Source organism: Microvirga vignae (assembly GCF_001017175.1).
Taxonomy (GTDB): domain Bacteria; phylum Pseudomonadota; class Alphaproteobacteria; order Rhizobiales; family Beijerinckiaceae; genus Microvirga; species Microvirga vignae.
In genome coordinates this window covers 1-26,753 of record NZ_LCYG01000021.1, presented here as the reverse complement: position 1 = coordinate 26,753, position 26,753 = coordinate 1, and the positions used below count along the sequence as shown (strand labels likewise).

The window sequence follows — 26,753 nt, the reverse complement described above, 5'->3', positions numbered from 1 at the left end:
AGGAATGGCCCACGGACAGAGCCTTTTTCTCGCGCCCCATCGGCATGGCACGGGAGGAGAACCATGGCCAAGAACGTCAAGGACTTGCTGGCAGAAGCGAACTCGTCTGTTCCCAAATTATCGCCGGCAGAGGCCGCCGAGAAAATGAAGTCTGGTGACGTGCTCGTCGTCGATGTCCGCGACCCGACAGAAGTCCAGCAAATCGGAAAGCTCAAAGGCGCGCTGAATGTCTCCCGTGGCATGCTGGAATTCCGCGCTGATCCGGAGAGCCAATACCACAACCCAGCCTTTCAGAAGGACAAGACCATCCTCCTGCATTGTGCGTCAGGCGGCCGTTCCGCCCTCGCTGGAAAGGCCCTCCAGGACATGGGCTACACCGCCGTGTTCAACATCGGCGGCTTCAAGGATCTGGCAGAAGCAGGCATCGACACGGAACCTGCGTGAACGGCGATCCAGAAAACTTCTTAGATTGGGAACCCCGGAAGCATCATCGGGAGAGATGGTAGCGGAGGAGGGATTTGAACCCCCGACACAAGGATTATGATTCCTCTGCTCTGACCAACTGAGCTACTCCGCCCCAGGCCGCTGGGGCGAACCCCGCGTCAGGCATGCGCGATATAGGGAAGATTAGGCCCCAGTGTCAAGAAAGAGGCGCAGCCTCTTTCAAGAATTTATCGGCTCGGGCGACTGAGCCGGACGCTTTCCATAGAGCCGGCTAAACGGACCAGATATCCATCCGGATCCTGCACCAGGGATCGCTGCTGTCCCCTCTCGACGGCCCGCCTCTGTACCACTTGTCCTCAGGCTCCATGAAGAGAGGCCAGGATGCGCCGTCGAGATCGATGAAGGCAAGGCCATGCTCAAGCCGCTCATACAGATGGCAAAGCCAAGATCGTTGAGCCCGGGGCGCAAACTGGCCGCGAGATTCCCGACCAGCAGCTCGGAAATGAGCTTGGTCCATTCCCTCTCCTTCGTTTCAGCTTTCATGTCACCCTTTGGGCTTCATGCGCCAGAGCTGGAACCCTTCGGTGGAAATCGCGTGTTCGATGGTCCGGCGCGAGAATTTGTGCGGCGGAGCTTCGCGGGAGCTGAGAGTACCGGTCAAGCCCCAGGGTCCATACTTGGCGGGCAGCTTGCTGCCGGACTCATCGCCCGCAAAAGCATGCAGATCGTCCTTGGCCTGGGAAGTGAACATGAAAAGACGCATGGGAATAACTTTCTTGAATGTGTGCAGGGGCTTGAGCCCAAGGAAATAGGGCTGAAACCCTGGAAGTCACGCCACGGGCTCCCCCGTCTAAGACACGAAAGAAAAGCGGGCTACCAAGCCCGCTTCTTGATTCTCATCAGCTTGAAGAACCCGGCTGGGAAAAGGGACCTCAGCTCGACCACCTCCATGTTGCCGGTGCTGCGGGCCCAATCGTCAACCCTGGCCGACTTGAAGGAGGAACTCCAACCGATGGCCTTGGCGATCGGTGCCGCCATCTCCTCAAGGGCCGCAATGGGGCCCGAGGGCTGCCCCCAATGGTTAGCCAGCACGATCTCGCCCCCGGGCTTCAGCACACGGGCGAACTCAGACAGGGCAACCTCAGGCTCTGGCACAAGGGTGATAATGAACTGGGCAGTAACCGCATCGAACATCGCATCGGGAAAGCCGAGCTTGGTCACGTCCATGACCTGCAGGCCCTTCACATGGGACAGGCCACGCCTTTCCACCTTCTCCTGCGCCCGACGCAGCATGTCCTCAGAGAGATCGACCCCGTAAACCTCGGCATGCTTGGGGTAATAGCCGAGGGACAAGCCGGTGCCGACCCCGGCCTCCAGAACCTTGGGGCCACAGGCGACTGCGGCGTTCACGGCAGCGCGGGCGGCTGGTTCGGTCAGCTTGTCATAAACGAGGTCGTAGATCGGCGCCCAACGCGCATAGGCCTTGCGCATCAGGGCCGTGGTCGCTCCATCCGTCATACAGGTTCCTTCAGAGGGATGCCTCAAGCCGCAGCGGAAGCGGCTCCGGCAACAGTGCGGGCGATGGTGCCTCCGCCAAGCACCCGTGCCCGCGGAGCATCGCTCTCATAGATGACACAGGCTTGACCGGGGGAAACTCCATCTTCCGCCGACAACAGCTCGACCGTAGTGACGGTTCCTGTGGATCGCAAGATCGCCGGGCGCGGCTCGCGGGTGGATCGGACCCGCACGGCCACCTCCATCCCTTGCTCGCCCAAGGCTTCGAGCGGTCCATCACCGAGCCAGTTCACATCCGTAATGGTGATGAGGCGGGTCGCCAGGGTCTCGCGGGGACCCACCACCACGCGGGCCTCCTTGGCATCGAGGCGCACCACATAGAGCGGCTCACCGACAGAGAGACCGAGACCCTTCCGCTGGCCCACGGTGTAATGGATGATACCCTGATGGTGGCCAAGCACGCGGCCGTCCACGTGAACGATCTCGCCGCCCTTCACGGCCCCGGGCTTCAGGCGCTCGATGACGTCGCTGTAGCGGCCTTGCGTGACGAAGCAGATGTCCTGGCTGTCGGCCTTCTCGGCAACGGTGAGCCCGAACTGGCGCGCATATTCGCGGGTCTTCTCCTTGGGCAGTTCGCCAAGAGGGAAGCGCAGAATGTCGAGCTGCTCCGGCGTCGTCGCATAGAGAAAGTAGCTCTGATCGCGGTCCGGATCGGCAGCCCGGTGAAGGGCGCGACGCCCATCGGGCAGACGGCGGCTGGCCACGTAATGGCCGGTGGCGAGCACATCGGCCCCAAGCTCCTTGGCCGTTTCCAGCAGATCCCGGAACTTGATGGAGCGATTGCATTCCACGCACGGGATCGGCGTCTCGCCCGCCAGATAGCTCTGGGTAAAGCGGTCGATCACGGCTGCGCGAAAGCGCTCCTCGTAATCGAGCACGTAATGGGGAATTCCGATGGCCTCCGCCACACGGCGGGCATCGTAGATGTCCTGACCGGCGCAGCAGGCGCCTTTGCGGTGCGCGGCCTCGCCGTGGTCGTAGAGCTGCAGCGTAATGCCGATGACGTCATAGCCCTCCTGCTTGAGGAGAGCCGCCACGACGGAGGAATCCACGCCGCCCGACATCGCAACCACGACGCGGGTCTCGGCAGGAGCCTTGGGAAGATCAAGTGAGTTGAGCATCGTTCCATCCAGAGGCGCCGTTCAAGGCGGCGCACGGGAGGGGCCAAAGCCTTTCTATAGCGATGACCGGTGAATTCTTAAAGAGAAACCGTGCCGCAATAAGCCAGCGTTAACGTTTATGGCTAAGCTTAGGCACTCTCGTAACCGCTTGGACGGGCTTAGGAAAACATTAAGTCCCGCCGTTTAGGTTCGAGCCTACCAAAGGTCGTTGAATTTTTGTGTGAGCGTATCATGACCGAACCCCACCGCCCAAGGGTCAAGTATGTCATTGGGCCCGATGGCAGTCCCCTGACGATTGCCGACCTGCCGCCCTCCAGCACCCGCCGCTGGGTCATCCGCCGTAAGGCCGAAGTTGTCGCCGCCGTCCGCGGTGGCCTGCTGAGCCTGGAAGAAGCCTGCCAGCGCTATACGCTGACCACGGAGGAGTTCCTGAGCTGGCAGATGTCCATCGACCAGCATGGCCTCGCCGGCCTCCGGACGACCCGCATTCAGCAATACCGGCAGTAAGCCTTTAACGCTTGAGCGCAAAACATGACGAGGCGCTGCTCCAATCAGGCGGCGCCTTTTTCGTTGGCCATAAATCATGAAGGCGGAAGCTGGGCTGTTAAGATCTTCCTAACCATACCTTGAGCATAAATCCTTGCCCTCTACTCAGATAGGTACGAATCGTGCTCAGCGCTCAGGATATGCCGGAACAGCAGGCTCTCACCCCTTCGAATACGGGCCTTCCGCCATCCTCTGCCACCAGTCAGACCGTCGAGGCGCTCCGGCGCATTCTGGTGGGGCACACCATCGCCGATGTGGAGCGCCACCTGATCCTGGACACCCTCACCTATTGCCTCGGCAACCGCACCCACGCGGCGCGCATTCTCGGCATCTCGATCCGCACCCTGCGCAACAAGCTGAACGAGTATATGGAAGCCGGCTTTCCTGTCCCGGAGCCGGGCCAGAAACCAGCTCTCGCAGCCTGAGACTGGATTTCTCTCACCTTAGCGTATCGTGCGGAAAAGCGGACCCGCTTTTCCGCACGATACGCTCGCTAATGGAAGCAAGCCTCGGACGAGAAAAGTGCAAGTCCACTTTTCTCGTCCGAGGCTCTAGGGCCGCATCGAAACGCGGACGTGCCATCTTGCAAGGCCTACTGGTCGGACGAGGAGAGAGGCGGGGGCGGCACGGTGTTGGTGTCGACAGCTCCGCGGGTACGCCAAGCCTGGGCCAAGCGGGCCCGCTCGAAGAGAAGCACGACCACCAGCGACATGGCGAAGGGAATCAGCAGGTAGAACAGGCGGAAGATGATGAGGGCCGCCAGCACATCCGCCTTTGGGATGTCGGGCATGGCCGTGAGGAACACGAGCTCGAACACGCCGAGCCCACCAGGCGCATGGCTGACAAGAGCAGCTGAGAACGAGGCCAGAAAGACCGCGAGAACGACGAGGAAGCTCGGCTCGAGATGGGCCGGAAGCACGAAGTAGATGATGCCGGCAGCTCCAAGAAGTTCGAGAGGAGCGGCGATCAGCTGGCGCACCATGATGGCAGGTCGTGGATACTCCAACTTGGCCTTCCGGATCACCAGCGGCGGCAGGTGCAGAACGGAGCCCACGACGTAAAGAGCCACGAAGCCGAGTAGCAGAAAGCCGATGATCCTGGCCGTCGCCGGATTGGTGAGCGCTGACGGCAGCATATCCTCAAGCCGGTAGAGGAGCCCTGGATTGACGGTGAGCACCACGCCGCCGAGCAGGATCGTGCCAAGCCCGAAGGTGAAGGAGCAGAGGGCCACCAGCACGGCGATCTGCGCCGCGCTCAAGCCCTTGGAGGTATAGGCCCTGTAACGCACCACGGCGCCGGAGAAGACCGAGGCGCCAATGTTGTGGGACAAGGCATAGGTGGTGAACGATGTGACGGACACGAAGAACCACGAAATGTGGCGCACGCCGAGATGAAGAAGCGCAATCCGGTCGTACCAGGCCAGAGCGGCATAAGCGACAAGGGTCGACAGACCAGCCATGGCGTAACGATGTGCCGGGACTGCGGTCAGGCTGTCCCAGACATCATCGAGGGACATGCCTCGCAGCTCGCGATAAAGAAGCCAACCGGAAATTACGACCGCCGCAAGCCCGATCACAGGCCAGATGAACTCACGCACATTCTTCATCGAGACGGCAGTGCTCCTTCGCTTTCCCTTCTGTGCCCATAATCCATTTAATCCGCAAGAGGAAACGGCCTCCTGAAGGGGTGGACATAAAGTCCAATCCTGCAAACGCTCCAGGCAGGATTGCAGCTTCGACTTTCCCACCATTGCTCTTCAACCAGACCCGTGACAGAGCGTTGCTTTCCTCTTCGGATCGGAAGGCGGCCACATGACAAATCCTCAGACGATGCTAAACCTCGACGGCTATACGGATCTGCCGCCGCGCAAGATTGCGGCGATCGTCACCTATTTGGAAATGCGCTCCCCTCCTCCTGCTTCACCTGCGCCGATTCCAGACGGCTGGTCGCTCCAGCCTCTTAACAAGCATCGTGACCGCTACAGAACTCTGTATCGCCGGATTGGCGAATCCTGGCTCTGGTTCAGCCGGGTGGTCATGCCCGATGAGGAACTTGCGGGCATCCTCAACGATCCAAAAGTCGAGGCCTGTGCTTTGAATGATGGAAAGGACGACATCGGTCTTCTGGAACTCGACTTCCGGCCTCAAGGAGAAGCGGAGCTCACCTTCCTTGGCCTCGTGCCGGGAGTAATCGGCAAGGGAGCCGGACGCGCCCTCATGGACGAGGCGATCCGCCGGGCCTTCGCACAGCCGATCAGCCGCTTCTTCGTCCACACGTGTAGTCTCGACCATCCGGGAGCCCTGTCCTTCTATATGCGCTCCGGGTTCACACCCTACCGGCGCGCCATCGAGGTGGTGGACGATCCCCGCATCCAAGGTTTCCTCCCGCGCGAGTGTGCGCCGCAGGTTCCGGTTCTCGACTGAGCCTCAAAAGAAAAAGGACGCGCCGAGTGCGGTGCGTCCTTTTCAATCTATCGAGAGAGGAACGGATTAGGCGGTAGCGCGCATGGCGCGAGCCTGACCCATCTGGCTGATGGCCGGATCCAGGGTCCGCTCACTGGTGCGCTCCCGATCCTCCAGGCTCTCAGCCCTCTTGAGCTCCTCGAAGGCCTCGCCGAGTTCGGCTTTGGCATCATCGAGCTGAGCGTGCAGGTTCTGAGCCGACATGCGAAGGTTATCCCGCCGCTGGGCCGCGGCGCGAGCATAGGTCGGATAGGCGAAATGGTTCGGATCAGTGATCCCAGCCTTCTGCTCTTCTGCTGCGATTTCCCGGTCAAGGTCAGCCGCCATGCGGTCGAACTCGGCGATCATCATCTCAATCTGCGCCACCCTCCGACGTTTCTCGTCGACTTGAAAGCGCTTGAGGCGGATGAGCGTATCTCGCGACTTCATATTGATTCAACTCCACACGTCGCAGTTTCAGGTGCCCGCCGGATCGCTCAGTTATCCGCGAGGCTGAGGCATCATTACGCATGGAAGTTGACTCTTCCTTACCGAAGCAACCGAAAATCATTGAAGGGTCAAATCCCTAGCCACCTGTTCGCGGCTCAGGAAGCTTGCGCGAGGCTTGCGTCAACCTTTCGTTTACCGATTTCGTTAACACTGCTCCCGTCACGTCTGCGGTTTCGAAAAAACGGCAGGCGAGTGCAAGCGAAATCCTTCGTTTGCAATGGTTTCGAATGGAGCAACGAGGTTCCCTATGGTCACCCGGAATCCACAGCTCATAAGTTCTGAGCGACAGACCTGCAGGGTCATGTCGTTAAGCGCTTGCATGCAGGAATCAGGGTTTGTTAACCATTCAGAACTAGCGTTACGAATCAGTGCAAAAGGGCATCCGCCGCTGGCCCGGTGGCGGATGGGTAGCCGCAAGCTACACGCAAGCTCCAGGGCAAGGGCTGGGGAATAAAAATGCGCGTACTTCTCATCGAAGACGACAGCGCAACTGCGCAAAGCATCGAGCTGATGCTGAAGTCCGAGAACTTCAATATCTATACGACGGATCTCGGCGAAGAGGGCATCGACCTCGGCAAACTCTACGACTACGACATCATCCTCCTCGACCTGAATCTTCCCGACATGTCGGGTTACGAGGTTCTGCGCACGCTGCGCGTCGCGAAGGTGAAGACTCCGATCCTGATCCTCTCCGGCATGGCCGGCATCGAGGATAAGGTGAAGGGTCTCGGCTTCGGTGCCGACGATTATCTGACGAAGCCCTTCCACAAGGACGAGATGGTGGCCCGCATCCACGCCATCGTGCGTCGTTCGAAGGGCCATGCGCAATCTGTGATTACCACCGGCGATCTCATCGTGAACCTCGACACCAAGACTGTCGAAGTGAGCGGCGCCCGCGTGCATCTGACCGGCAAGGAATATCAGATGCTGGAGTTGCTCTCGCTGCGCAAGGGCACGACGCTCACGAAGGAGATGTTCCTCAATCATCTCTATGGCGGCATGGACGAGCCGGAACTGAAGATCATCGACGTCTTCATCTGCAAACTGCGCAAGAAGCTCGCCAACGCATCGCAGGGCAAGAACTACATCGAGACCGTTTGGGGCCGCGGCTATGTGCTGCGCGAGCCGAACGAGTCCGACGAGCGCATCGCGATCTGAGCAACGCGATAAAGGAACAAAAAGCCCGGTCAACACCGGGCTTTTTATTGGTGCAACTCTTCAAGAGCATTGCACGGATTCGAGACGCTGTCTGGTCACTTACGGATACGTACTTCTGGATGGCGTTGGCGTGCCGTCTACCTTGTAAGCTCACGACCGCATCGGTCGGGAGTACCTCTCTTTGGCGGGAGAGACCGTCGCAGCATCGCTTCTGAAAGAGTTCCTCCTTCCTTCCTCAGCTGTCTGTGCATTGTTCTTCGTACTGCAAGCATTGATGCTGCTACTGCCGCTGATCCGGAACCGCAGGCGATTGCGACGCAACCTTAATGCGTGGAGCCTCGCAGTGTTGGGCCTTGCAAGTCCTTCTCTGTCATTGACGCATCACGTGCATGTTTATGGAAATGCCTGGATGATGACGAAGACCCTCATGGGCCTTGTGACGCCGGCATGACCCGCAACGCCTATCATCATAATCGTCGACTTCTACATCGGCGCACGTCTTGATAAAGAGGTAATCCGGACAACTTAAGTGAGACGCTCGACGAGAGCGCCTCACTCAGACTTCTTCTCAAACACTAGCCGACTTGATCGTCACTTCATCGCCCTCGATGCTGAAGGCGATGTTCATGTTCGACGCGCGCGCGACCATCCCGGCGTAGTAAATCTGAATGCCGTGCGCGTCCACCGTGCCGGTTTCCGACTGGCCTGCCAGCAACTCCTGCGAGTGCGCCGGGATGCGTGCATTCATCCCCTTCGCCTTGATCGTGAACTCGCAGTTCTCCGCATCGCCCGTCACCGTCACTGCAATCGAACCGCCGCGCGGGATCGCGGTGATGGCGATCATGACCAGATTGAGGAGAAGCTTGACCCTGTTCTTCGGGAACAGGAGGCGCGGCGAGGACCAGGAGAAGGTGACCTTGTCGTCGAGGAAGAGGCCACGCGCGACCTGTTCGGCATCGCCGAGATCGATGGAGGCTCCGGCCGAGCCTGCCGCGCCGAAGGCAAGACGGGCGAACTGGAGGCGGGCGGAGGCCTGTCGGGCGCTCTTCTGGATCAAGTCGAGCGCGAATTCGCGCATGGAGGTGTCGCTATCGTCCTCCAGGACCTCGAGCCCGTTGACGATCGCGCCGACCGGCGAAATCACGTCGTGGCAGACGCGTGAGCAAAGAAGGGCGGCGAGATCGAGCGAATCAAGGGAGATGGTGGCCATAAGGGCTCCGGGTAGACCGTAAGTTCAGCGTTGGATTCATGAAATTCTGGATTTCCAGTCCCACGAATATCGCCAAACGGGAAAGAGAACGTGAACCGGATACTCGGCTACGAGTTCTTTGGAAAGAAGGCAAAAGAGATCGACAGGTCTTCCGAGAACAGGCACAAATTCATCATGCGCCTCGATGACTCTCATCCTGAAGACATCGCCCTGAAGCTGGCCCCGATCGCCTCGGAGGCCGCCCATCTGCTGCGAGGCATGGAAAATGCCTTGATCGAAAAGCGTATCAAGGACGACGGAAGCCCAACCACGGCAGCCGATCTGGCGGCGGAACAGCTGATCATTCGCCGCCTGAACGAGGCTTGGCCTGGGGTGCCGGTGGTGGCGGAGGAAACGGCGAGCACCGCCCATACGGGTGATTTCTTTTTCCTGGTCGACCCCCTCGACGGCACGGGCGACTTTCTCAACGGCACGGGAGAATACAGCGTCAACATCGCCCTGATCCGGGGAGACCGCCCTCTGGCCGCCGCTGTCGCAGCTCCGGCCATGGGCTCGATCTGGATTGCCGGCACGACCGCCCGGATGAGCGCCATGCCCGAGACAGGCGGTAGCACATTCGAGTGGCGGGAAATCAAGGTCAGGCAAGCCCCCGAAGATGGCCTCGTGGCGCTGGTCAGCCGCCGCCATGGCGATATCGCCACGGAGGCCTGCCTTTCGGTGCTCTCCATCGGCACAAGGCGCATGACGTCGTCTGCCCTGAAGTTCTGCCTTATCGCCTCGGGCGAGGCCGATATCTATGTGCGGTGCGGCGCGACCATGGAGTGGGATACGGCGGCGGGCGATCACATTCTCAGCTGCGCCGGAGGCAGCGTCGTCGGTCCCGGCAGTGTTTCCCTCACCTATGGCCACGAGGATCGCGGTTACCGGAACGGCCCCTTCGCCGCCATGGGGGACACCTCTCTCGCTCCCAAGCTGGACCTGCCGGTCGCTGTGGCTTGAGGCCCCCGGACCTGCCCCTGCGGCACTAAAGCGCCGCTCGTACAGACATTGTTAGGGTTGATGCTCGTAAAGTCGGGGTTCGATAGAAGCCGTCCGGCCTCAGAAAGCCGGCTCGCCCCCTGTCTCATACGAGGAGATAGCCCATGCGCTTCCGCCTTTCATTGGCTGCTGCTGCTTTAGCCGCCCTTGTCGGCGCCCTCCCCTTTCAGGCTTCCGCCCAGACCACCCATCGCGCCTACGCGAGCAATCCGGGCGCCCCGAACTCCTTCAACTCCAATGAATTGGTCGAGTCGGGCCATCAGTTCTTCGGCTCCGCCTCCCGCGGTTTGGCCTCGGCTCTCGAAGAAGCCGTCCGCCGCTGGGGTGAGCCCAACGGCTATATCCTCGGCCAGGAAGCCTCCGGCGCCATCGTCGGCGGCCTGCGCTATGGCGAAGGCAAGCTGTTCACCCGCAATGCGGGCGAGCGCAGAGTCTTCTGGCAGGGACCGTCTGTGGGCTTCGATTTCGGCGGTGAAGGCGCCCGGACCATGATGCTGGTCTACAACATGCCCTTCACGGACGCCCTCTATAAGCGTTTCGTCGGCATCGACGGCTCGGCCTATTTCATCGGAGGCTTCGGCATGACGGCGCTGGCGGCGGACGAGATGGTTGTGGTTCCGATCCGTACCGGCGTCGGAGCACGGCTCGGCGTCAACATGGGCTATCTGAAGTTCACACCCGAACCGACCTGGAACCCCTTCTAAGGGGCTCCCGGAACGCCGCCCCGCTTCTACGCCAGTGGAAAGGACTTAAAGATGCCCTAGAACCGGCCATTCGGAGCCTCAGGCTCTAGAAAGCTGCGCAGGCACAAGGCAAGGTGCTTGAGCGTTACCGGTCTGGTCTCTTTTCAGGTCTCTTGGAGTTGGCGTCCGCGTGGTCGAAACCATCATGATCTTCGCGCTGGGGTTTGTGGCAGCAACCCTCATCGCGCTTCTCATCATTCCCGCCGTCAATGCCCGCGCGCAACGCCTTGCGCGCCGGAGAGCCGAGGCGCTGTTCCCCATGTCCATCTCCGAGCTGACGGCGGAGAAGGACCACTTACGCGCCGAGTTCGCGGTTCTGCAGCGCAAGATCGAGCGCAAGGCCGAGGAGGCGCTTGCCGCCAAGCACCAAAGCATGGAGGAGCTAGGCCGCCGTGCGGTTCGGATCGAGGCTCTCGAGAGCACTCTGAGCGAGCGCGACAAGGTCATCGCTGAGCTTGAAAGAACACTTGCGGAAACGCAGACACGGCTCGCTGCTTTCGAGGACGAGCTGGGGCAGACGAAGACTTATCTCGCCAGCGCTCGCGAAACCCTTGCCGCTCTCGAAAACGCTCACCGCGCGACGCTGAACGAATTGTCCAATACCCGCATGGAGCTGGATCTCGCTCAGAACGACCGCTCCCGGACAAAGACGGAGCTGCTTCATACTCAGGAGAAGCTCGCACGCCTTGAAGCGGACCATGCCGACACCGACCAGCGCCTGACGGCAGCCTTGAGTGACATTGATGCCAAACGCATCGCCATCTCGGATCTCGAAACGCGCCTGATGACGCAGACCGCACGCGGCAACGATTTCGAACGCGCGGTGAACGAGCGCCACAGCGAACTCTCGGACGAGCGCAAGCGCCTTACCGAACTCGCCAAGGATCTGGCCGCCGAACAGGAGCGTGGCCTGATCCTGGAACAGCGCATTCGGGAGATCGAGGCCGAGCGCGACGAGGCGCGAAACCGCATCGCCTCGCAGGAGAGCTTCGGGAAGGGCGACGAGGAGCTGCGCCGCCAGATCAGCGAAGTCGCAGCCAAAGTGATGAAGAGCAACCCTGCGTCCGATCCCCGCAATGGGAATGGCCGCAACAATAAGCGCAATAGGGCGGCTGGAAAGCAGAACCTGCCCGACCCCGCTGTCTCTTGAGCAGCTGGCTTACTTCGGTTCGACCTGCTGATTGCCGCCTGGGCTTCCCGGTGGCGGAATGACCGGTGTCGTACCAGGGTTCGGAACGGGCGCAGGCACGGTGATGTCAGGCGCACCTGTCTCCGGCGGGCGAATGACGCCTTCGGATTCCTCAAGCCTGTCACTCAAGGTCGATCCAGTCGAAGACGGATCCTCCTGAGGCCGGATTCCTTCTGGCTCCACCTTTTCAGGAGGCATCTGCTGCAGCGGCGGCATATTAGGAGCCTGCTGATTCAGCACCTCGGGGTTTTGCGCCAGGGCGGCGGTGACACCGCCGACCATGGCCAGGGACAGAACCAGGATTCGCTTCATGGACCGCTCCTTTCAAAAGGCAACGGGCGACCCTTGTGGCAGTTCCGCTTGGCTTATTCAGCCGCCATGCGCTGTGCTGTCGCCATCCTGATATAGATTGCCCGCAGCTTCTTCGTGACCGGACCGGGCTTGCCGTTACCAATCGGACGTCCGTCGATGGAGACGATGGGAAGCACGAAATTCGATGCACTCGTGAGGAAAGCCTCGGCAGCATCGCAGGCTTCTTCGACGGTGAAGGGGCGCTCCTCAAGCTCAATCCCCGCCTCTTTCGAGAGAGCAAGGAGTGATTGCCGCGTAATGCCGGGAAGAATGGCATTCGAAAGCGGGCGCGCGACGATGCGCCCTTCCTTCGTGACGATGAAGCCGCTCGACGAACCCCCTTCGGTCACGAAGCCGTCTTCCACCATCCAGGCCTCCTGCGCACCGGCTTCCTTTGCAGCCTGCTTGGCGAGAACCTGGGCAAGCAGGTTGATCGACTTGATGTCACGCCGCTTCCAACGCAGATCAGGCACGGTGATCACGGCGATGCCCGTTTCTGCTGCGGGAGAGTTCACGATGGATTTCGCCTGCGTGAACATCGCGACCGTTGGCGTGGTGTTTTCAGGGAACATGAAATCACGCTCCGCCACACCGCGTGTCACCTGGAAATAGATGAAGCCCTCCGTCAGGCCGTTGCGGCGGGCGAGTTCCTCCTCAAGCTGCGTCCATTCCTCCCGAGTATAAGGATTCGGGATCCGCACCTCACGAAGCGACCGCTCCAGGCGCTCGAGATGCGCCTCGTTGTCGACGAGATGTCCGCCCAGCACGGCAATGCCTTCATAGATGCCATCCCCGAACAGGAAACCTCGATCCATGAAAGGCACCTTGGCCTCTTCGATAGGCAGGAACGAGCCATTCAGGAACACGATGCGGGACATGGATACCTCGAATGATGGAATTCTTGAGCCACCTTAGCAGATAGGCGCCACGGCCGGGTGACCTAGATCCCTACGTATCCCATCAGCATGGCCATAGGTAACCCCACGATGAAAGCGATGCCACTTTTCATTTCAGCGGTCTTATCGGTGCTGCCTCTGTCCTCTCCAGCGGGAGCCTCGCAGGCTGCGCTGAGCTGGTTTCAGAGCCAAGGATATGTGGGACCTGCAGGCACTCGCATCATCGCCTGCCATGGTTATGGCTGCTCTCGCCGTCAGGCGATTTCTGTGGATGGAACTCTGCTCAGCCGGGCGAGCGCTCTCCTGAAGTCCGGCAGCGCGTCGCCCGAGGCGGAGAGGAGAGCCCTCGGGCAGGTGGTGAGCGCCTACACGGCGTATCTTGCTGCCTCCATTGGCGGCAGGCCGGATATCCCGGGCTCACCGGCTCAGATGTCGGGCGTTCATGGTCAGATGGACTGCCTGGACGAGACCGCGAATACGACGAGCCTGCTGCTCGTGCTGCAGGAACAAGGCCTGCTGACCTATCATCGGGTCGAGCCGCCGGAGTCGCGGGGTTTCTTTCTGGATGGCCGTTACCCGCATTTCACTGCCATCATAGCGGAAAAGGGGAGCGGACAGGAATGGGCGGTCGATCCGTGGAGACGAGCGCCGGGCCAGAGGCCGGAAATCCTGCCGCTCATCCAATGGCGGCAGGATTCCTGATCAAGAAGCCGAATGGCCTTATTTCAGGTGCTGAGCGAGGTGCTTGTTCATCTCGAACATGGTCACCTTCGGCTTGCCGAAGATCGGCTTCAGCTTGTCGTCGGCGATGATCTCGCGCTTGTTCTCAGGGTTCTGCAGGTTGTTCTTCTTGATGTAGTCCCACATCTTGCTCACAACCTCGCCACGCGGCAGCGGGTCCGAGCCCACGATGGCAGCCAGTTCCTTGGACGGCTGCAGGGGCTGCTGAAGAGCATTGGGCTTGGAACCAGCGGCCTTCTTGGTGGCCGGCTTGGCAGCAGCCTTCTTCGCTCCGGCTTTTCCGTCTGTCGTCTTGGTCGGCATGTATTCCTCCGGGAGTAGAGTGGGAAAGCTTGTCGACAGCCGTTTCATCTTAGGCCTCGAAAGCTCATTGACCTGCCCTGGGTCGGATATTCCGGAGACTATGTAAAAGGCCCCAGCCCCCGATGGAAGGTCAATTCCGGCAGAGCTTATGTCTGCTCCGCGCCTTCAGCAAGACAGAGTTCAGGGATTTAGGCGGTTTTCGGAAAGGGGAGGATTTTCGCCGTTTCCCGAAGGATCGGACTCTGCCTCGGACGGGAGGTCCTTCTGGACCGCTCGGCCGCAGAATGGACATGGGAGACGATCGCCTCGTTCGGGCAGGGTTTCGCCAGAAAAGCCGCTCCCATGGGCAGGTCGCCCTCGGCAGGCCATTGCCGCCCGGACATGATCAGGATCTCGGCCTCAGGCCAGGATTCATGAACTTTATGAGCGAGTTCGAACCCATTGCAGCCGTTCGGCATGTCCACGTCGGTGAGCAGAACATTCACCTCAAGGCCCGCTTCCAGAAGCACCAAAGCCTCGGTAGCATTGGCGGCTTCCACCACCTTGAATCCGGATTCCTCCAGAAGTTCTGCAACAAAGAGACGAATGAGGGGCTCGTCTTCAACCAAAAGAACTGTGGACGGGGACTCAGGCATCGGGCGCTCGGCAGACTGCACAATGCCCATGAACGCTCGAGCTGAGCGTTTGTTCCAGACCTGAAGCAGACCAGTTGACCTTTTGGTCAGATTTTCACGCGACCAGAGCCCCCTGCCCTTCCACATGGCGGGCCAGCCCCTCGGAAGCGATGTTCTTCAGTTTCGCTTCCACCTCGAAATCAGACCAGGCGAGATGGCATGCGACGAGATCGTTGACCGCCATGTTCCACATCAGATCGGAATGACCGCGCAGATCCTTAGGCCTGATTCCAGCCTGAATGAGGGCTTTGTAGTCGGGGAGCACGTGGATGTCGTGATCCGGCAGCAGATCCTCCCGGGACACGCTGATATGACTTAAAGGCCGCTCGCCCCGCCAGGAGGTGATGATCCGCTCGATTCTGGGATCGTCGGGCTCGACATACTCGCCCCCGCTCTTGATCCAGTGATGGTGGAGATCGAGAACAAGCGGCACCGCATCTGCAAGCGGCAGGAGATCGTCAAGGCCGAAGCTGACCTCATCGTTCTCAATGGTGATCAGATTGCGCGCCGTTTCAGACAAGCGGCCGAGGCCCTCGCGGATGCCCTCGACACCGACAGCCTTCGCTCCACCATGAATGTTGATATGGGCGCCGAACGGATGCCAGCCTTCGCCGTATCCCATGTAGCGCATCACATCCGCATGGTACTCGAACTCCGCCATCCCATTGACAACAGCAGATGGGCTCGCGGAGGCAATCACGCAGAATTGACCGGGATGCATGCTGAGGCGCACGTCATGCTCCCGCGCGAGCTGTCCCGCTGACGCGAGCTTGGTCTCGACAAGATCGCGCAGGTCCCGGTCCCGATAGAACTCCTGGCAGCTTGGATGCGTATAGCCCGGCAGAAGATCACTGGAGAGACGATGCAATCGCTCCAGCTTCGGACGGCTCGCAACATGCGCAATCTGGCGGACGGCCGCCTCTAGGTTATGCGCTACGACGGTGGCCAGCTTGTCATAGGCAGCCTCCGGACCGAGACGGCCGAGATAGGCCATCGTCACCGTTGTGGTGTTCATCTGCCGTACCGTTTCCGCCTCACGACCCTGAGGCAGAAACTTGCAGCAGAAGCCAAGTCTGGGATTGGGCATGAGAGATGGAGTTCTATGATCCAGGTTCCTGCCACATGCCTTTAGCACGAATAGGAGCGGGGCGAGGTCTCGTCGATCGACTGCAAAATGGCGCGCTCCTCGAAAGGTTTCGGAATAAAGGCGACATCGCGCAAGGAGTGAGGCAGATCACCCGGCTGCGATGCCGACACGAAGGCAAAAGGGATACGTCTTTCGGCGAGCGCATTTGCTACGCCAAAACTCTTGCCGCCAACTACATCCACGTCAAGAAGCGCGTAATCAAAGTCATCCTCAAGATGCTCGTACGTTTCAGCCAGTGAACCAAAAATGCCGACGATCTCATGCCCTTCGTCCTCCAGGATCGTCTGAAGATCGGATGCGATAAAGGGATCATCTTCCAAAATCAGAATACGCACGCCAAGACTCCACTCACAGACCCTGCCGGATCGCCTTTCGAACAGTCTGTTCAGATGAACCGCAACTCTATCCAACCACGAGTGGCAACGGGCTTGCCGATGGAGGGTTCCAGCTCGACCGGAATCTCTCCGGAATTCGATGCGGTATGGTTAAATTTCTGAAACCCAGGCCTTGAAATGAAGCCTGTCCAATACCATTTCAGTGTCAACCTGGCGGCGTTGCCTGCCAGATGCGGTCACGATGCCGAGATGATGACGCCGGATGTACGCGCATGATCTCGCCGTGGCCGTTCCCATTTCTGGGGTAGTTCATCTCCCGTGAATCACGCCAAAATGAAAAGCGCCGGCCCGAGGCCAGCGCTTTCGCTTCGTTCGAAGACCTGCCGTCAGTGACGGTTTGCGTCGCGGTCTTGAGCGCCGAACTCGCTTTCGTGACGGCTGAACTGTGGCTCGTCACCGCTGAAGGTTTCTTCCACATATTCGCGGCCGCGATTGGCGGCGTCACGAGCATAGCGAAGGCCTTGGTTGCGCACCTCGTCCGCCCACTCGCCGAAGACCTCGTTCTCACGCCGCGTGCGCGGCAGGAGAGCGCCTAAGAGGAGACCTGCAGCGAGACCGACAAGGCCGACGACCATCGGGTTTTCCGACACGTAGTTCTGCATGCTGCCACGTGCGCTGCCGAAAGCTCGCGCGGAGCGGCCGCCCATATGGCGCACGCGACGACGCTGGCCTTCATAGGCGTCCGATGCCCAGTCTGTTGCACGCTCATAGGTGTCACGTGCCCATTCGGAAGCGCCTTCGTAGGCCTCTTCAGCACGGTGGCGCATGTCGCCTGCCATCTGCTGAGCCGTGTCCGTCATCGAGCCACCCTGATCCCGTTCGCGCTGCTGCGGGGACTGGAACTGCGACCCGACCTTCGACCTATCACCACCTTGGTTGCCGCCCAACGGATGGGAGGTGTGAGACGCGAGCGTTGAACTCTGCGCGTTTTTTTTCTCCTCATGAGCGTGAGGCATCGGAGCCTCGCCGATATTGCCGACAGACGTACCGGCCGAAACCTTGCCGGATCCGGTCTCGTTCTGCTTGTCGGTCGGCGACTTGCCACCTTCGTTCTTTCCGTTGGCCATGAAAAGCTCCTGTTCCGTGCGTTAAATGCGGGAGTTCATTCTGCGGTGATCGAACATGCCGTCCGCCTGCTCCAGCGGAGCTGCTCCCGAGGGATAGAGACGCAGATCGTCCGGTTCTCCGGTGAGATCATGCTCGGTGATGAAGTCCTCATCCGCAGCGATCAGCCGCGTGGGGCGAAGTCTCGCCGGACGCCCAAGGCGATAGGCGAGAAGGCCAAGGCCCATCGCAATCAGCATGACAGGCACTGGATTACGGCGAACCGTCTCAAGAACCCTGTCATAGACAGGGCCGTACTGGCTCGCGCGCGCTGTTCCCAGCATATCGTCGACGACACCCGAGACGGTCATCTTGTTCTGGAGTTGGTCGATGGTGCGATCAAGCTGCGCGCGGCTCTGCTCGATGTCCCTCTCCAGATCCTGAAGGCTCTGTGTCATCATGCACCTCTCTCGGACAGAACTTCCGCATCACGTTTGAGCGAACGCATGGTTCTTTGCGGCGTGAGCGATGAAGCCGTCATGGCATGACGCCCGTAGAGGCCGAGGCCAATGGCGACGAGCGCCAGAACGCCACCTACGATGAGAGCAGCCAAAGCCTCGGAATTGACAACTGTTGCCAGCCACTCGACGAGCGACTCCGTCAGGAGCATGACTGCGGCAATCGCGAAGATCGCGGCAACCACGACCATGGCCAATCCGATAAAGAGGGTTCGAATATTCTGAGAAATCTCAGTGCGGAAGAGCGTGAATTCTTTCTGCGCGAGATCAGTGGATTCACGCAGGGCCTCACCGACGAGGCCCTGAATGGTTTGGTTGTTGTTACCCTGCATGGACGCTCTCCGTCATGCACCGGCTCTGGCGCGCGAGCGCTGGGCCTGCTGTGAACGCCCCTGGCCTGGACTCGAGACGCTTGGGGTCATGCGTTCCTGCCGCAGGTCCTCGGCCGTGCTCTTGAGGAACCGCGCCGTCAGGAATCCAACAGCGACCGACACTGCAGCAACCGTTGCAGGGCGACGCCGGACGACATCCTCGAAGTCATTGAAGATATCCGCAAAGCTGCGATCTCTGATCGACTCGGCGAGCTGCTCCAAGCCATCGGCAGCGCTGTCGACGACAGCGCGAATGTTCGGGCGCTCGTCGAAGGAGTGGGTAGACTCGCGCAAAGAGGTCGCGAAATCCGCTACCGACTGCGCAATGTCGTCCTTGCGATGCCCGACGTAATCGGCCGCCTGCTCGCGCGCCGATTCAATAAAGTAACGGCCACGCTCGACGGCCGCACCAGCCATCTCGCCGACATCCCCTCTCAGGGCGTCCCAATCATCGCCGCCGGTATCCTGCTGCCTATTGCCGTTCTGCTGTCCCACGCCCATGGTCAACCTCTCTCAATCGTGGGGGAGTAACCATTAGAAGCGCGGCAGGTTCCGAGGAGCGCAAGGCTCTTTCGCGTTGAACCATCAGAGATATTCGAGAGCGGAAACTAGCGGATCGATGCAAGCCAGTCGACAAGGTCGGCCACTTTCTTACGGGCTTCGTCGTCCTTCAGACGGACGAAACCACGCACGAGACGGTCGCTGTCCGGGCTCGTCAGAAACTCCGCCATGACGCTATCATCCGAGAAGCCGCCCTTACGCAGTCCAGGCGCCTCCTCGAAGAAGAACTCGATGTTCACATCCAGAATGCTGGCGATATGCAGAAGGCGGCTAGCCCCGATGCGGTTGACCCCTTTTTCGTATTTCTGAACCTGCTGAAACGTGAGCCCCAAGGCTTCCGCCAGTTTCTCCTGGCTCATCCCGAGCATGATCCGTCTGGCCCGCACCCGGCTGCCGATATGCTTGTCGATGGGGTTGGGTGACTTCTGCTGCAACCGCTTCTCCTACTCTTTAGGGCTCTTTATGGCCGCGATTGCATCAATATACCATTATCTTACCTATGGTAGAAGGAGTATGATATGCTCCTTTCAATAGACCCCACTGATAGCCTGTATCATGTTGGGAAGCCTGCAGGACTGCGCGGCCCATTGTTGGTACGGGAAGATTCCAGCTTCTCCGCCTCGATCAGGTGCCCCATGTCGCTGCCTGACGAGGCCTCTCCCGTCGCCTCTTTCGCGCAAGAGGAAATAATCGGGAAATAATCGAAGGCCTCGGCGAGAACCAGAGCCACCTGCTTGATCTTGTACCGCCGATCTCGCGCCTGAGGCTGCTGGTGTTCCGCACTTGGTTGAGCAATCCGAAACCATGAAGACAACGCTCGGAGTGCAGCCGTCAGGGTTGCTACGCCTGACCCTCGTCACCAGCGTTGCGCCCTGCAAGTCCCACCGGCCCTGATGCCCGGCACCTCCACCAGCGTCATGCAAAAGCAAAGCCCCGCTTTCCTGGCGGGGCTTTGTCTTTAAGACAGTGACCTTAAGCAGCTTTTATGTTGACCCGGGCCTCGGCCAGTTTCGTCAGCAGCAGATCGGTCTTCTTCTCTTCCTGCAGGGTCTGGTCGAGCAGTCTTGCGGCATCGCCCATGCCGAGCTCCTGCGCCCAAGTCTTCAGGGAGCCGTAGCGGGTGATTTCATAGTGCTCGACAGCCTGCGCAGCCGCCAGGATACCGGCGTCGAGGGCCTCGCTGTCGGCAAAGTCTTCCATGACTTCCTTACCCTCTTCGATGATGCCGTTGATGGCCTCGCACTGCACGCCACGAGCCGCCTTGCCGAGCATCTCGAAAACCTGTTCAAGGCGCTCGATCTGACCTTCGGTTTCCTCACGGTGCGTCTCGAAGGCCTGCTTGAGTTCCTCGGATTCCGTGGCCTTGGCCATTTTGGGCAGTGCCTTCAGGATCTGCTTTTCGGCGTAGTAGACATCCTTCAGGGTGTGAAGGAACAAGTCGTTCAAGGTCTTTTCCTTGGCAGGCATCGTCCAACTCCTCTTGGTGAGAGTGGACTCAACGACGGCCAAGTTTTGAGGTTCCTTTGGAATTGCCATCTCCCGGAACAACAACGATCCACGTCGCGTTCGGCCCTTTGTACCCCAAGGAGAACGAACGTGGCGAATATCATCTCGGCCAGCACCGGATCACTGATGAACGGAGAACCGAATTTGAGCGCGACGGAGCGCGGCATCTATATGCTCGCAGGGCTCGGCCTCGCCGCGGCGGCCGTCAAGCCGCGCCCTAATCCTCTCATGAATATTCTAGCGCTCGCAGGCGGCTCTTATCTCGCCTGGCGCGGCTATGTGGGCAATTGCCCAGTCAAGGCAGCCCTGATGGGCTCCCACGAAGCCGCCTGAGGCGGATCCTCTTGCTAAACGAATGGGCCGCAACCATCGGCGCGGCCCATTTCAACCTCTCAGTAAGTCGTCGTCGAGCGCCGACCGGCGATCAAACCATAAATGAAGAGAACGATGACGGCTCCCACAATGGCGCCGATGAAGTTCGCTCCATCATCGGGCCCATACCAGCCGACGGCGCGTCCAAGATACGTGGCGACTACAGCACCGATGATGCCGAGGATGGTCGTCATGATGAACCCGGAAGGTTCATTCCGGCCCGGCATGATCCACTTGGCGATAAGGCCAGCCACAAAGCCGATAATGATGGTCCAGATGATGCTCATGCTATGATCCCTGAGTGTGTTGCCTTCTCAAAAACGCGCATCCCTAGCTAAGGTTGCGACCGCCCAGGGACTGCGAGCGGCATTTTTTCATGATCTTGCCGCACTTGGAGGAGACCTTTCACCTCTGCCATTGGAGGTGATTGCGATGAATGCCGAATCCCCTTGGACCTATGAGGCCGTTCAGATGCTCAAGTCGCTGGCGCAGGAAGGAATGCCGGTTTCCGTCATCAGCCTCAAGCTCAAGCGCTCAATTACCGATGTTCGCGCCAAATTGAGCGATCTCGGAATCACGCCGGCGGCGGAATCAAGAGAAGTGTAGGCCGAGCAACGCTTACCCATTTCGGGGCCAGTCCCTTTCTATTCTCATTCGGATAATAATCCTACCGAGATTAAAATTTCGTTAGGATTGGGGCCGCCAGAGGTCTCTCGTCACCTTCTAGCTTGACCATAAGCACGGAGAACGATCGCAAGGCTCAAGATCGAGATCTCTTCATTCATCCCTGTTGAGCCTCAATGTCGGACCTGGATGCCCAGTAGGGGAGCAGGCCAGACGGAGGTTGCCGCCAAGCAAGCGATCGGAGCAGCCCAGGAACTCTCCCGTCACTTCAGTCCATTGCGCCAGAAGGTCGATATCCTCCCGGCTGGCGTGAGGGTAGCGCCCCCTGCCCTCGGTTCTTACCGCCTTTATCAGACTAATCTACTACCGGGCACGAGAGCGCACGAAAGACGCCTCCTGCCTTGGCATTTTGAATGCGAAACGTCAGCAGAAGCAGGCAAGTCTCACACAAGCAATCCCCGCTAAGTCTGTTAGCCGCTCACATAAACTGCAGCAGCGATCTGGCTCACGGGGGAAACAATGAAAATCAAGACAAAGCTATTTGCGCTCGTTTCTGCATTGAGCTTAGGCACCATCATCATAGCCGGCGTCGCGATCGGCACGGTGCGAACCTATAATGCAGCCGTCGACGAAGTCAGAGACGCCGCCATTCACGCTCTCTATGCCGAGCGTCTGAACAGGCTGGTGACCCAGGTTGTCATGGAATCGCGTGGCATATACGCGTCGACCGACACGAAGGAAGCTCGAAAATTCGGGGATGGCGCCCTGCTCGCTCTCACCGAGATCGATACTCTGCTCAGGCAATGGAAGCTATACGTCCCGGCAGAAGACACGGCATTGTTTGAGACTCTGGAAAAGAACGCGGCAAGTTTCAAAACTTTTCGGACTGAGACTGTTCGCCTAGGCACGGAAGTCTCTCCTGCGGCAGCTAATGCACAGGGCAACACGGACGAGAATCGCGCGAACAGAAAGGCCTTCCAGGTCGGTATCGACGCCTTCACAGAGCATGGACGCCAGGCCATGGACGCTGTCGAGCAAAAGGCCGAAGAGCTTTATAGCAAGATGTTGATGCTGCTGCTCTCCATGGCGGGCGGCTGCACGCTCATTGCGCTTCTGCTGGGCTGGCTGATCGGCCACCGCCAGATTGCCCGTCCGCTCCAAGCTCTGACCGGAGCGATCCAGAAGTTGGCATCCGGTGATTTCAATCTGCCGCAGGTCAAGCCGAGCCGCGACGAGATTGGTGATATCTGGAAAGCCACCCAGGTCTTTGCCGATGCCATGCAGGAAACCCAACGCCTCAAGCTCGAGCAAGAGGCGACGGAAAGCCAAATGGCCGAGAAGCGCAAAGCAGAGATGGCTGCCCTCGCACAACAATTTGAGCGCAGCGTCGGTGGGCTCGTACAGCACCTTTCATCTTCGGCTAACGAAATGGAAACGACCGCCCGATCCATGGCCTCAGTCGCGAACCAGACGACCAGCCAGTCCATGACGGTATCGTCTGCCGCGCAGCAGACTTCGGCCAATGTTCAGACAGTCGCCGCCGCCACGGAAGAACTCTCCATTTCCATTCGCGAGATTGCAGGCCAGGTTACGCAATCCTCCCAAATTGCCGACCGTGCCGTTGAAGGCGCTCAGCGGACGAACGCCACTGTTCAGGATCTGGCTGCCATGGCAGAGAAAATCGGCAATGTCGTTCAGCTCATCAACAACATCGCAGGCCAGACGAACCTGCTGGCACTCAATGCCACGATTGAGGCGGCACGCGCCGGCGAGGCAGGTAAAGGCTTTGCCGTCGTCGCATCCGAGGTGAAGGATCTCGCCAGCCAGACGGCCAAGGCCACGGAGGAGATCTCACAGCAGATCGGATCCGTGCAGCAGGCTACCCAGCAGACCGTCGAAGCGATTCAGGAGATTGCGCGTACCATCAACGAGATGTCTCAGATCTCGATCTCCATTGCGGCCGCGATGGAGGAGCAGGGAGCGGCGACCGCAGAGATCGCTCGCAATGTGCAGGAAGCTGCCCGCGGCACGGAATCGGTCACCGGCAACATCGTGGATGTCCAGAAGGGCGCTGGCGATACGGGTGCCGCGGCCTCGCAAGTTCTCGGCGCAGCTCAGGAGCTGGCGAGGCGGTCGAGCGAACTTGGACGCGAGGTCTCCAACTTCCTCATCGAAGTCAGAGCAGCTTAGTACTTGTAGAATATTCAAATTGGATGCTCTCTCTCCTTACCCCTGAGAAGAGAGCATCCTCAATCGGGTCTGATGAAGCTCGTCCCAACTGCTGATCAGCGCTTTCGAAGTCAAGGGCGATAGTGCTATCAGGTCAGCTTCAATCCAGAGGACGAAGCTCCTCCAGAAACCTATCGGCTGATCTACCATAGCTTGAGAATTCAAGACCCGCACTTGCCCGATCTGTCCGCGACTGTTCTTGACATTCTCTCTCATCCTCCGGAGCACAACGGTCCCGCAGGAATTTCCAGTGTTCTGCTGTTTGATACCAAGGGTTTCGCGCAGGTCATCGAGGGGTAACCGAAAGCCGTCTGGGATCTCTTTGGACATATGGCCTGCGATCCACGTCATGCAGCCGTGACGGTGCAAGAACATGGCGCCGTCCCGAAACGGGAATTCAAAAGATGGATCATGGCATTCGCTACGCCGCTACCCCGGATCGATCCCGAGATTTCTCCAGACGTCCATGCCAGCAGGGCCGAGGATGGCGAGCGTGTTCTTCAGCTGCTGATGGCTCTCCTGAGAGAACAGGCCGCACATTGATAGGGCGGATGTCTATGGTTGATATTCGCAAGCCGGCAGAAAGCAAAAGGCTGAATCAGCAGATTCTTGCGAGAACAAGCATATTATGTGCGGCGATTCAGGCGATGACCTTGAAAGAGAATTGGGAGCAAAACCTCTGGTACATCCGCAGCAAGTTCCACTCCCGATCGCCCTAAACGGACATCGTGAACGTAATGATCGTGGCTTGCGCGAAGCTGACTTTACCTCAAGCAGGCAGGAGATTGCTCTCAAAGAATGCTGACAACTTGGCTTAATGTTATGAGAAACATAGACCAACATCTCTGATTCTATTGACAGGAACAGTTATGCTCACTCGGTTCGACAAAGCGATGGAACAAGTGGCAAGGGCAGAGAATGATCTCAAGGCAGATCGGATCGTTCTCGAGACTCATGCGCAGAAGGTTCGCCGCCTGGAAGAGCTCATCCGCGCCAAGGAGGCAACGGGAGACCGTATTGTAATCGGCCTGGGTGCAGCGCTCGTGGTCTCCTCTATGGCGCTCCCTGTCTATGCTGCTTTCTATAGCGACGGCTATGCGTATCTACCAAGCGTCGGGAGTTCGATTTCTGCACGGGGAAGCCACGTCGCGGAAAGGCTCCAAATGACAGCTCATTCCCTGATCACCGCATCAACAAGGGAGAGTAATACATTCGATCACTCCGAGGATGAAGAGAAGCCCGCGACAAATGAGTCTGATTCCGGAGGAGCCATTGTCGCACGCTATGTGATCCATCGTGCAACAACTGCATCGGCATTGATCGAAGGTCCAAATGGATTATGGTGGGTCACTCCCGGCATGAAGATCCCTGGAGCGGGTCAAATTCTCTCCATTGAACGCTCTGACACCGGTTGGGCCGTTGTTACGTCAGAGACCACCATTACTGAAGGATCGGTCGCCAGCTTGACGAACTGAGCTCAGAGTGGCGCGCTGACCTCATCGATTGTCTGATCACGATCCGCCAAGCCTCAGCTTGGCGATGCTCATCATAAGATCGATGCTCATCCCCTGCTCAGTGGATTGATTGAAAAGGCTGAGCACAGGCGACATCGTTGCCGATGTCGCGTTATTCATGTCCCACATGGCATTGAATCGCTGGATCAGCTTGTCCACCTTCTTCGGATCCTGGAGATCCTTCACGTTCAGGAACTTTTCAAGGTTGCGAACCTGAAAGTCGAGATCGGCTCTCGAGGCTGCCTCGGGGATACCGAATGTCGTCTGAACGAACTTCAAAAGCGCCTTGTCGGCCAGGATCCCCATTGTCGTCGTGACAGATGAAGCCTTGCGCTTGAAATAGAGCGCCAGCTGAACGCCCTGATTGTCCTTGCCCTCCTGCTGTTCCAAAGTCTGTTGAATATATCTCTGCACCGCTCCTGTCGTGGCGCTGGCGGCGGATGTCGCCGCTGCCCCTTTCCCGGCAAAGTCGAAGGCTTTCGCAAATTCCTTGTAGAGCGGATTACTCATCTTGTTCGCCATGCTCTGAGGACTAGTAACGCCCTCTTTAAGCAGCTTTTTGATGAGTGCCTTGCCGTAGGCCATGTCCTCCAGACCATAGGCCTTCATGGCAAATTTGAAGACCCTGTCGTTCTTGATGAACTCGTCGACTGTTTTAATTTTCTTGATCGTCGCATTGTAGTAATCCGTCTCACGCTTGACGACAGGATCTTGTTCAATCAGCGCCTTCGTGCGCGTCATGTTGGTTGTGATGATATGATACCGGGTTGACGTGCTGACCATGGCAAACCTTCAAACAATTCGCGTTTCGACAAGCCGCCTTAACGGATCAAGGATCGATCGGCGTTCACACGACCAGCTATATCCCGGCAATCCTGCCTGAACCTTTCAGCAACAGCCTTGGTATCGGCTGCGTCGAACTGGAATTCTGATCTTAGTGTTTCATAGCGATAGTTCGAGAGCTCAATGACCAGCGACTGGGCTCCAGACAATTTTTCCAGGAAGAGAGCAACCTGTTCCGAATTGGCAAGCTGCCCCACTCTGCCGCGGTAAGTCCAGTAACTCAGCTCCGGGCTGCCATTGTCGAACCAGTAGACGGTGCTGCGCCCCCTAGGGGCACTGAACCCTAGATAGCTTCTCTGTGAAACCGCAGCCGTCATGGACATGGCTTCCGGCAAGTCTTCGCCGACTGCCATCCGCGAACACGTCAGCCATAGCAGCGCTTCGTTTTCGCCCCGTAACCGTGCGAATGCGGCTTGCGGTTTTCCCTCCTCATCGTGACGGAGGACGTAGTCCCAGGAGCCGATCCACGTTGCCAGAGCCTGCACCTGTCCGGCCGCGAAGGAACACGTGATTCCGAGCGCCACGGTGAGGCACGAAACTTTCTTCAAAGAAAAGGAATAAGACGGCTTCTCTCTCATGGCCGCACCAACTCTTAAAAAAGAAGCCTCGCCCTTTCCAAGGCGAGGCCCCTCTCAAGCGATATTGTGGCTCTTACTGGAAGAGCTTCAGGATCATCGAGCTGTTCTGGT

The 26,753-nt window shown here is 58.9% G+C and carries 36 protein-coding genes, 1 tRNA gene and 1 pseudogene; 15 read left to right on the top strand and 23 right to left on the bottom strand.

Annotated elements, in window-relative coordinates; translation table 11 throughout:
- The first annotated feature begins 63 nt into the window (after positions 1-63).
- Positions 64-444: a rhodanese-like domain-containing protein gene (locus AA309_RS09595; protein ID WP_047188792.1), complete on the top strand. Its 381-nt coding sequence runs from the start codon at positions 64-66 to the stop codon at positions 442-444.
- A 56-nt stretch (positions 445-500) separates the two neighbouring features.
- On the opposite strand, the gene AA309_RS09590 is transcribed toward AA309_RS09595, so the two are convergent.
- The 4 genes from AA309_RS09590 to mnmA all read right to left on the bottom strand — a co-directional run bounded on the left by AA309_RS09590 (position 501) and on the right by mnmA (position 3,140).
- A tRNA-Met gene (locus AA309_RS09590) sits at positions 501-577 on the bottom strand.
- A gap of 411 nt (positions 578-988) precedes the next feature.
- Complete coding sequence (locus AA309_RS09580) at positions 989-1,195, bottom strand: hypothetical protein (protein WP_244470309.1); 207 nt, start codon at positions 1,193-1,195, stop codon at positions 989-991.
- 122 nt (positions 1,196-1,317) lie between these two features.
- Positions 1,318-1,962 carry a class I SAM-dependent methyltransferase gene (locus AA309_RS09575; RefSeq protein WP_047188789.1) on the bottom strand — a complete coding sequence of 215 codons (645 nt, stop codon included), beginning with the start codon at positions 1,960-1,962 and terminating at the stop codon, positions 1,318-1,320.
- 23 nt (positions 1,963-1,985) lie between these two features.
- Positions 1,986-3,140: a tRNA 2-thiouridine(34) synthase MnmA gene (gene mnmA, locus AA309_RS09570; RefSeq protein ID WP_047188788.1), complete on the bottom strand. Its 1,155-nt coding sequence runs from the start codon at positions 3,138-3,140 to the stop codon at positions 1,986-1,988.
- A gap of 231 nt (positions 3,141-3,371) precedes the next feature.
- Between mnmA and sciP the strand changes: the two genes are divergently transcribed.
- Together sciP and AA309_RS09560 are read left to right on the top strand one after the other, a co-directional pair.
- Positions 3,372-3,647: a CtrA inhibitor SciP gene (gene sciP, locus AA309_RS09565; RefSeq protein ID WP_009763782.1), complete on the top strand. Its 276-nt coding sequence runs from the start codon at positions 3,372-3,374 to the stop codon at positions 3,645-3,647.
- Positions 3,648-3,898: 251 nt separating this feature from the next.
- Positions 3,899-4,111, top strand: a pseudogene (locus AA309_RS09560) (helix-turn-helix domain-containing protein); the annotation flags it as partial.
- A 167-nt stretch (positions 4,112-4,278) separates the two neighbouring features.
- Here the strand turns inward: AA309_RS09560 and AA309_RS09555 are convergent.
- Positions 4,279-5,292 (bottom strand): lysylphosphatidylglycerol synthase domain-containing protein, encoded by a 1,014-nt coding sequence (locus tag AA309_RS09555; protein ID WP_047188786.1) that lies wholly within the window; start codon positions 5,290-5,292, stop codon positions 4,279-4,281.
- Positions 5,293-5,497: 205 nt separating this feature from the next.
- Here AA309_RS09555 and AA309_RS09550 point away from each other — a divergent pair, with 205 nt between their 5' ends.
- On the top strand, positions 5,498-6,109 hold the full coding sequence (locus tag AA309_RS09550; RefSeq protein WP_084731034.1) for a GNAT family N-acetyltransferase: 612 nt from the start codon (positions 5,498-5,500) through the stop codon (positions 6,107-6,109).
- 66 nt (positions 6,110-6,175) lie between these two features.
- Here AA309_RS09550 and fliJ read toward each other — a convergent pair whose 3' ends face one another.
- Complete coding sequence (gene fliJ, locus AA309_RS09545) at positions 6,176-6,577, bottom strand: flagellar export protein FliJ (protein WP_047188785.1); 402 nt, start codon at positions 6,575-6,577, stop codon at positions 6,176-6,178.
- A 516-nt stretch (positions 6,578-7,093) separates the two neighbouring features.
- On the opposite strand from fliJ, the gene ctrA reads away from it, so the two are divergent.
- The gene (gene ctrA, locus AA309_RS09540; protein WP_047188784.1) at positions 7,094-7,795 is read left to right on the top strand and encodes a response regulator transcription factor CtrA; all 702 of its coding nucleotides are present in this window, start codon (positions 7,094-7,096) and stop codon (positions 7,793-7,795) included.
- A 568-nt stretch (positions 7,796-8,363) separates the two neighbouring features.
- Here the strand turns inward: ctrA and chpT are convergent.
- Positions 8,364-9,005 carry a histidine phosphotransferase ChpT gene (gene chpT / locus AA309_RS09535; protein ID WP_047188783.1) on the bottom strand — a complete coding sequence of 214 codons (642 nt, stop codon included), beginning with the start codon at positions 9,003-9,005 and terminating at the stop codon, positions 8,364-8,366.
- Positions 9,006-9,095: 90 nt separating this feature from the next.
- Between chpT and AA309_RS09530 the strand changes: the two genes are divergently transcribed.
- From AA309_RS09530 to AA309_RS31835, 3 genes are all read left to right on the top strand, one after another.
- Complete coding sequence (locus AA309_RS09530; RefSeq protein ID WP_425286862.1) at positions 9,096-10,004, top strand: 3'(2'),5'-bisphosphate nucleotidase CysQ family protein; 909 nt, start codon at positions 9,096-9,098, stop codon at positions 10,002-10,004.
- A 143-nt stretch (positions 10,005-10,147) separates the two neighbouring features.
- Positions 10,148-10,747 (top strand): DUF1134 domain-containing protein, encoded by a 600-nt coding sequence (locus tag AA309_RS09525; protein ID WP_047188782.1) that lies wholly within the window; start codon positions 10,148-10,150, stop codon positions 10,745-10,747.
- A gap of 169 nt (positions 10,748-10,916) precedes the next feature.
- Positions 10,917-11,936 (top strand): coiled-coil domain-containing protein, encoded by a 1,020-nt coding sequence (locus AA309_RS31835; protein ID WP_052954601.1) that lies wholly within the window; start codon positions 10,917-10,919, stop codon positions 11,934-11,936.
- Positions 11,937-11,945: 9 nt separating this feature from the next.
- On the opposite strand, the gene AA309_RS09515 is transcribed toward AA309_RS31835, so the two are convergent.
- Together AA309_RS09515 and AA309_RS09510 are read right to left on the bottom strand one after the other, a co-directional pair.
- Positions 11,946-12,287, bottom strand: a complete 342-nt coding sequence (locus AA309_RS09515; RefSeq protein WP_047188781.1) for a hypothetical protein — start codon at positions 12,285-12,287, stop codon at positions 11,946-11,948.
- A 53-nt stretch (positions 12,288-12,340) separates the two neighbouring features.
- Complete coding sequence (locus tag AA309_RS09510) at positions 12,341-13,204, bottom strand: D-amino-acid transaminase (protein WP_047188780.1); 864 nt, start codon at positions 13,202-13,204, stop codon at positions 12,341-12,343.
- A 117-nt stretch (positions 13,205-13,321) separates the two neighbouring features.
- Here AA309_RS09510 and AA309_RS09505 point away from each other — a divergent pair, with 117 nt between their 5' ends.
- Entirely contained in the window at positions 13,322-13,924 is a 603-nt protein-coding gene (locus AA309_RS09505; RefSeq protein ID WP_052954600.1) for a hypothetical protein, read from the top strand.
- 18 nt (positions 13,925-13,942) lie between these two features.
- Here AA309_RS09505 and AA309_RS09500 read toward each other — a convergent pair whose 3' ends face one another.
- From AA309_RS09500 to AA309_RS09455, 11 genes are all read right to left on the bottom strand, one after another.
- Positions 13,943-14,266, bottom strand: coding sequence for an SWIB/MDM2 domain-containing protein (locus AA309_RS09500; RefSeq protein WP_047188778.1), 324 nt, complete (start codon positions 14,264-14,266; stop codon positions 13,943-13,945).
- A gap of 188 nt (positions 14,267-14,454) precedes the next feature.
- Positions 14,455-14,901: a response regulator gene (locus tag AA309_RS09495; RefSeq protein WP_084731058.1), complete on the bottom strand. Its 447-nt coding sequence runs from the start codon at positions 14,899-14,901 to the stop codon at positions 14,455-14,457.
- Positions 14,902-14,995: 94 nt separating this feature from the next.
- Positions 14,996-16,027 (bottom strand): UV damage endonuclease UvsE, encoded by a 1,032-nt coding sequence (locus AA309_RS09490; protein WP_047188777.1) that lies wholly within the window; start codon positions 16,025-16,027, stop codon positions 14,996-14,998.
- Positions 16,028-16,068: 41 nt separating this feature from the next.
- On the bottom strand, positions 16,069-16,422 hold the full coding sequence (locus tag AA309_RS09485; RefSeq protein WP_052954599.1) for a response regulator: 354 nt from the start codon (positions 16,420-16,422) through the stop codon (positions 16,069-16,071).
- Positions 16,423-16,808: 386 nt separating this feature from the next.
- Positions 16,809-17,549 carry a hypothetical protein gene (locus AA309_RS31830; RefSeq protein WP_052954598.1) on the bottom strand — a complete coding sequence of 247 codons (741 nt, stop codon included), beginning with the start codon at positions 17,547-17,549 and terminating at the stop codon, positions 16,809-16,811.
- 21 nt (positions 17,550-17,570) lie between these two features.
- Entirely contained in the window at positions 17,571-17,987 is a 417-nt protein-coding gene (locus AA309_RS31825) for a DUF3618 domain-containing protein (protein WP_052954597.1), read from the bottom strand.
- Positions 17,984-18,376, bottom strand: coding sequence for a phage holin family protein (locus AA309_RS09470; protein ID WP_047188776.1), 393 nt, complete (start codon positions 18,374-18,376; stop codon positions 17,984-17,986). The genes AA309_RS31825 and AA309_RS09470 overlap by 4 nt, the downstream gene beginning before the upstream one ends.
- Before the next feature lie 12 nt (positions 18,377-18,388).
- Entirely contained in the window at positions 18,389-18,916 is a 528-nt protein-coding gene (locus AA309_RS09465) for a hypothetical protein (protein WP_200901972.1), read from the bottom strand.
- A 107-nt stretch (positions 18,917-19,023) separates the two neighbouring features.
- Complete coding sequence (locus tag AA309_RS09460) at positions 19,024-19,410, bottom strand: helix-turn-helix domain-containing protein (protein WP_047188775.1); 387 nt, start codon at positions 19,408-19,410, stop codon at positions 19,024-19,026.
- A 119-nt stretch (positions 19,411-19,529) separates the two neighbouring features.
- On the bottom strand, positions 19,530-19,706 hold the full coding sequence (locus AA309_RS35135; protein ID WP_160310430.1) for a hypothetical protein: 177 nt from the start codon (positions 19,704-19,706) through the stop codon (positions 19,530-19,532).
- 242 nt (positions 19,707-19,948) lie between these two features.
- The gene (locus tag AA309_RS09455) at positions 19,949-20,443 is read right to left on the bottom strand and encodes a YciE/YciF ferroxidase family protein (protein ID WP_047188774.1); all 495 of its coding nucleotides are present in this window, start codon (positions 20,441-20,443) and stop codon (positions 19,949-19,951) included.
- A 129-nt stretch (positions 20,444-20,572) separates the two neighbouring features.
- Here AA309_RS09455 and AA309_RS09450 point away from each other — a divergent pair, with 129 nt between their 5' ends.
- Positions 20,573-20,815 carry a YgaP-like transmembrane domain gene (locus AA309_RS09450; RefSeq protein WP_425286861.1) on the top strand — a complete coding sequence of 81 codons (243 nt, stop codon included), beginning with the start codon at positions 20,573-20,575 and terminating at the stop codon, positions 20,813-20,815.
- A 59-nt stretch (positions 20,816-20,874) separates the two neighbouring features.
- Here the strand turns inward: AA309_RS09450 and AA309_RS09445 are convergent, their stop codons facing one another.
- Positions 20,875-21,141 (bottom strand): GlsB/YeaQ/YmgE family stress response membrane protein, encoded by a 267-nt coding sequence (locus tag AA309_RS09445; RefSeq protein ID WP_047188773.1) that lies wholly within the window; start codon positions 21,139-21,141, stop codon positions 20,875-20,877.
- A 145-nt stretch (positions 21,142-21,286) separates the two neighbouring features.
- Between AA309_RS09445 and AA309_RS35805 the strand changes: the two genes are divergently transcribed.
- The 5 genes from AA309_RS35805 to AA309_RS09420 all read left to right on the top strand — a co-directional run bounded on the left by AA309_RS35805 (position 21,287) and on the right by AA309_RS09420 (position 25,182).
- Positions 21,287-21,460, top strand: coding sequence for a hypothetical protein (locus tag AA309_RS35805; RefSeq protein WP_200901971.1), 174 nt, complete (start codon positions 21,287-21,289; stop codon positions 21,458-21,460).
- 537 nt (positions 21,461-21,997) lie between these two features.
- The gene (locus AA309_RS09435; RefSeq protein ID WP_047188771.1) at positions 21,998-23,668 is read left to right on the top strand and encodes a methyl-accepting chemotaxis protein; all 1,671 of its coding nucleotides are present in this window, start codon (positions 21,998-22,000) and stop codon (positions 23,666-23,668) included.
- A 177-nt stretch (positions 23,669-23,845) separates the two neighbouring features.
- Entirely contained in the window at positions 23,846-24,007 is a 162-nt protein-coding gene (locus AA309_RS37625; RefSeq protein WP_150117469.1) for a BLUF domain-containing protein, read from the top strand.
- A 111-nt stretch (positions 24,008-24,118) separates the two neighbouring features.
- Complete coding sequence (locus tag AA309_RS37195; RefSeq protein WP_280136890.1) at positions 24,119-24,250, top strand: hypothetical protein; 132 nt, start codon at positions 24,119-24,121, stop codon at positions 24,248-24,250.
- A 326-nt stretch (positions 24,251-24,576) separates the two neighbouring features.
- Positions 24,577-25,182: a hypothetical protein gene (locus AA309_RS09420; protein WP_047188768.1), complete on the top strand. Its 606-nt coding sequence runs from the start codon at positions 24,577-24,579 to the stop codon at positions 25,180-25,182.
- 36 nt (positions 25,183-25,218) lie between these two features.
- Here AA309_RS09420 and AA309_RS09415 read toward each other — a convergent pair whose 3' ends face one another.
- Positions 25,219-25,830: a DUF1217 domain-containing protein gene (locus AA309_RS09415; protein WP_280136893.1), complete on the bottom strand. Its 612-nt coding sequence runs from the start codon at positions 25,828-25,830 to the stop codon at positions 25,219-25,221.
- A 212-nt stretch (positions 25,831-26,042) separates the two neighbouring features.
- The gene (locus AA309_RS09410; RefSeq protein ID WP_047188766.1) at positions 26,043-26,642 is read right to left on the bottom strand and encodes a hypothetical protein; all 600 of its coding nucleotides are present in this window, start codon (positions 26,640-26,642) and stop codon (positions 26,043-26,045) included.
- Positions 26,643-26,753: the final 111 nt, after the last annotated feature.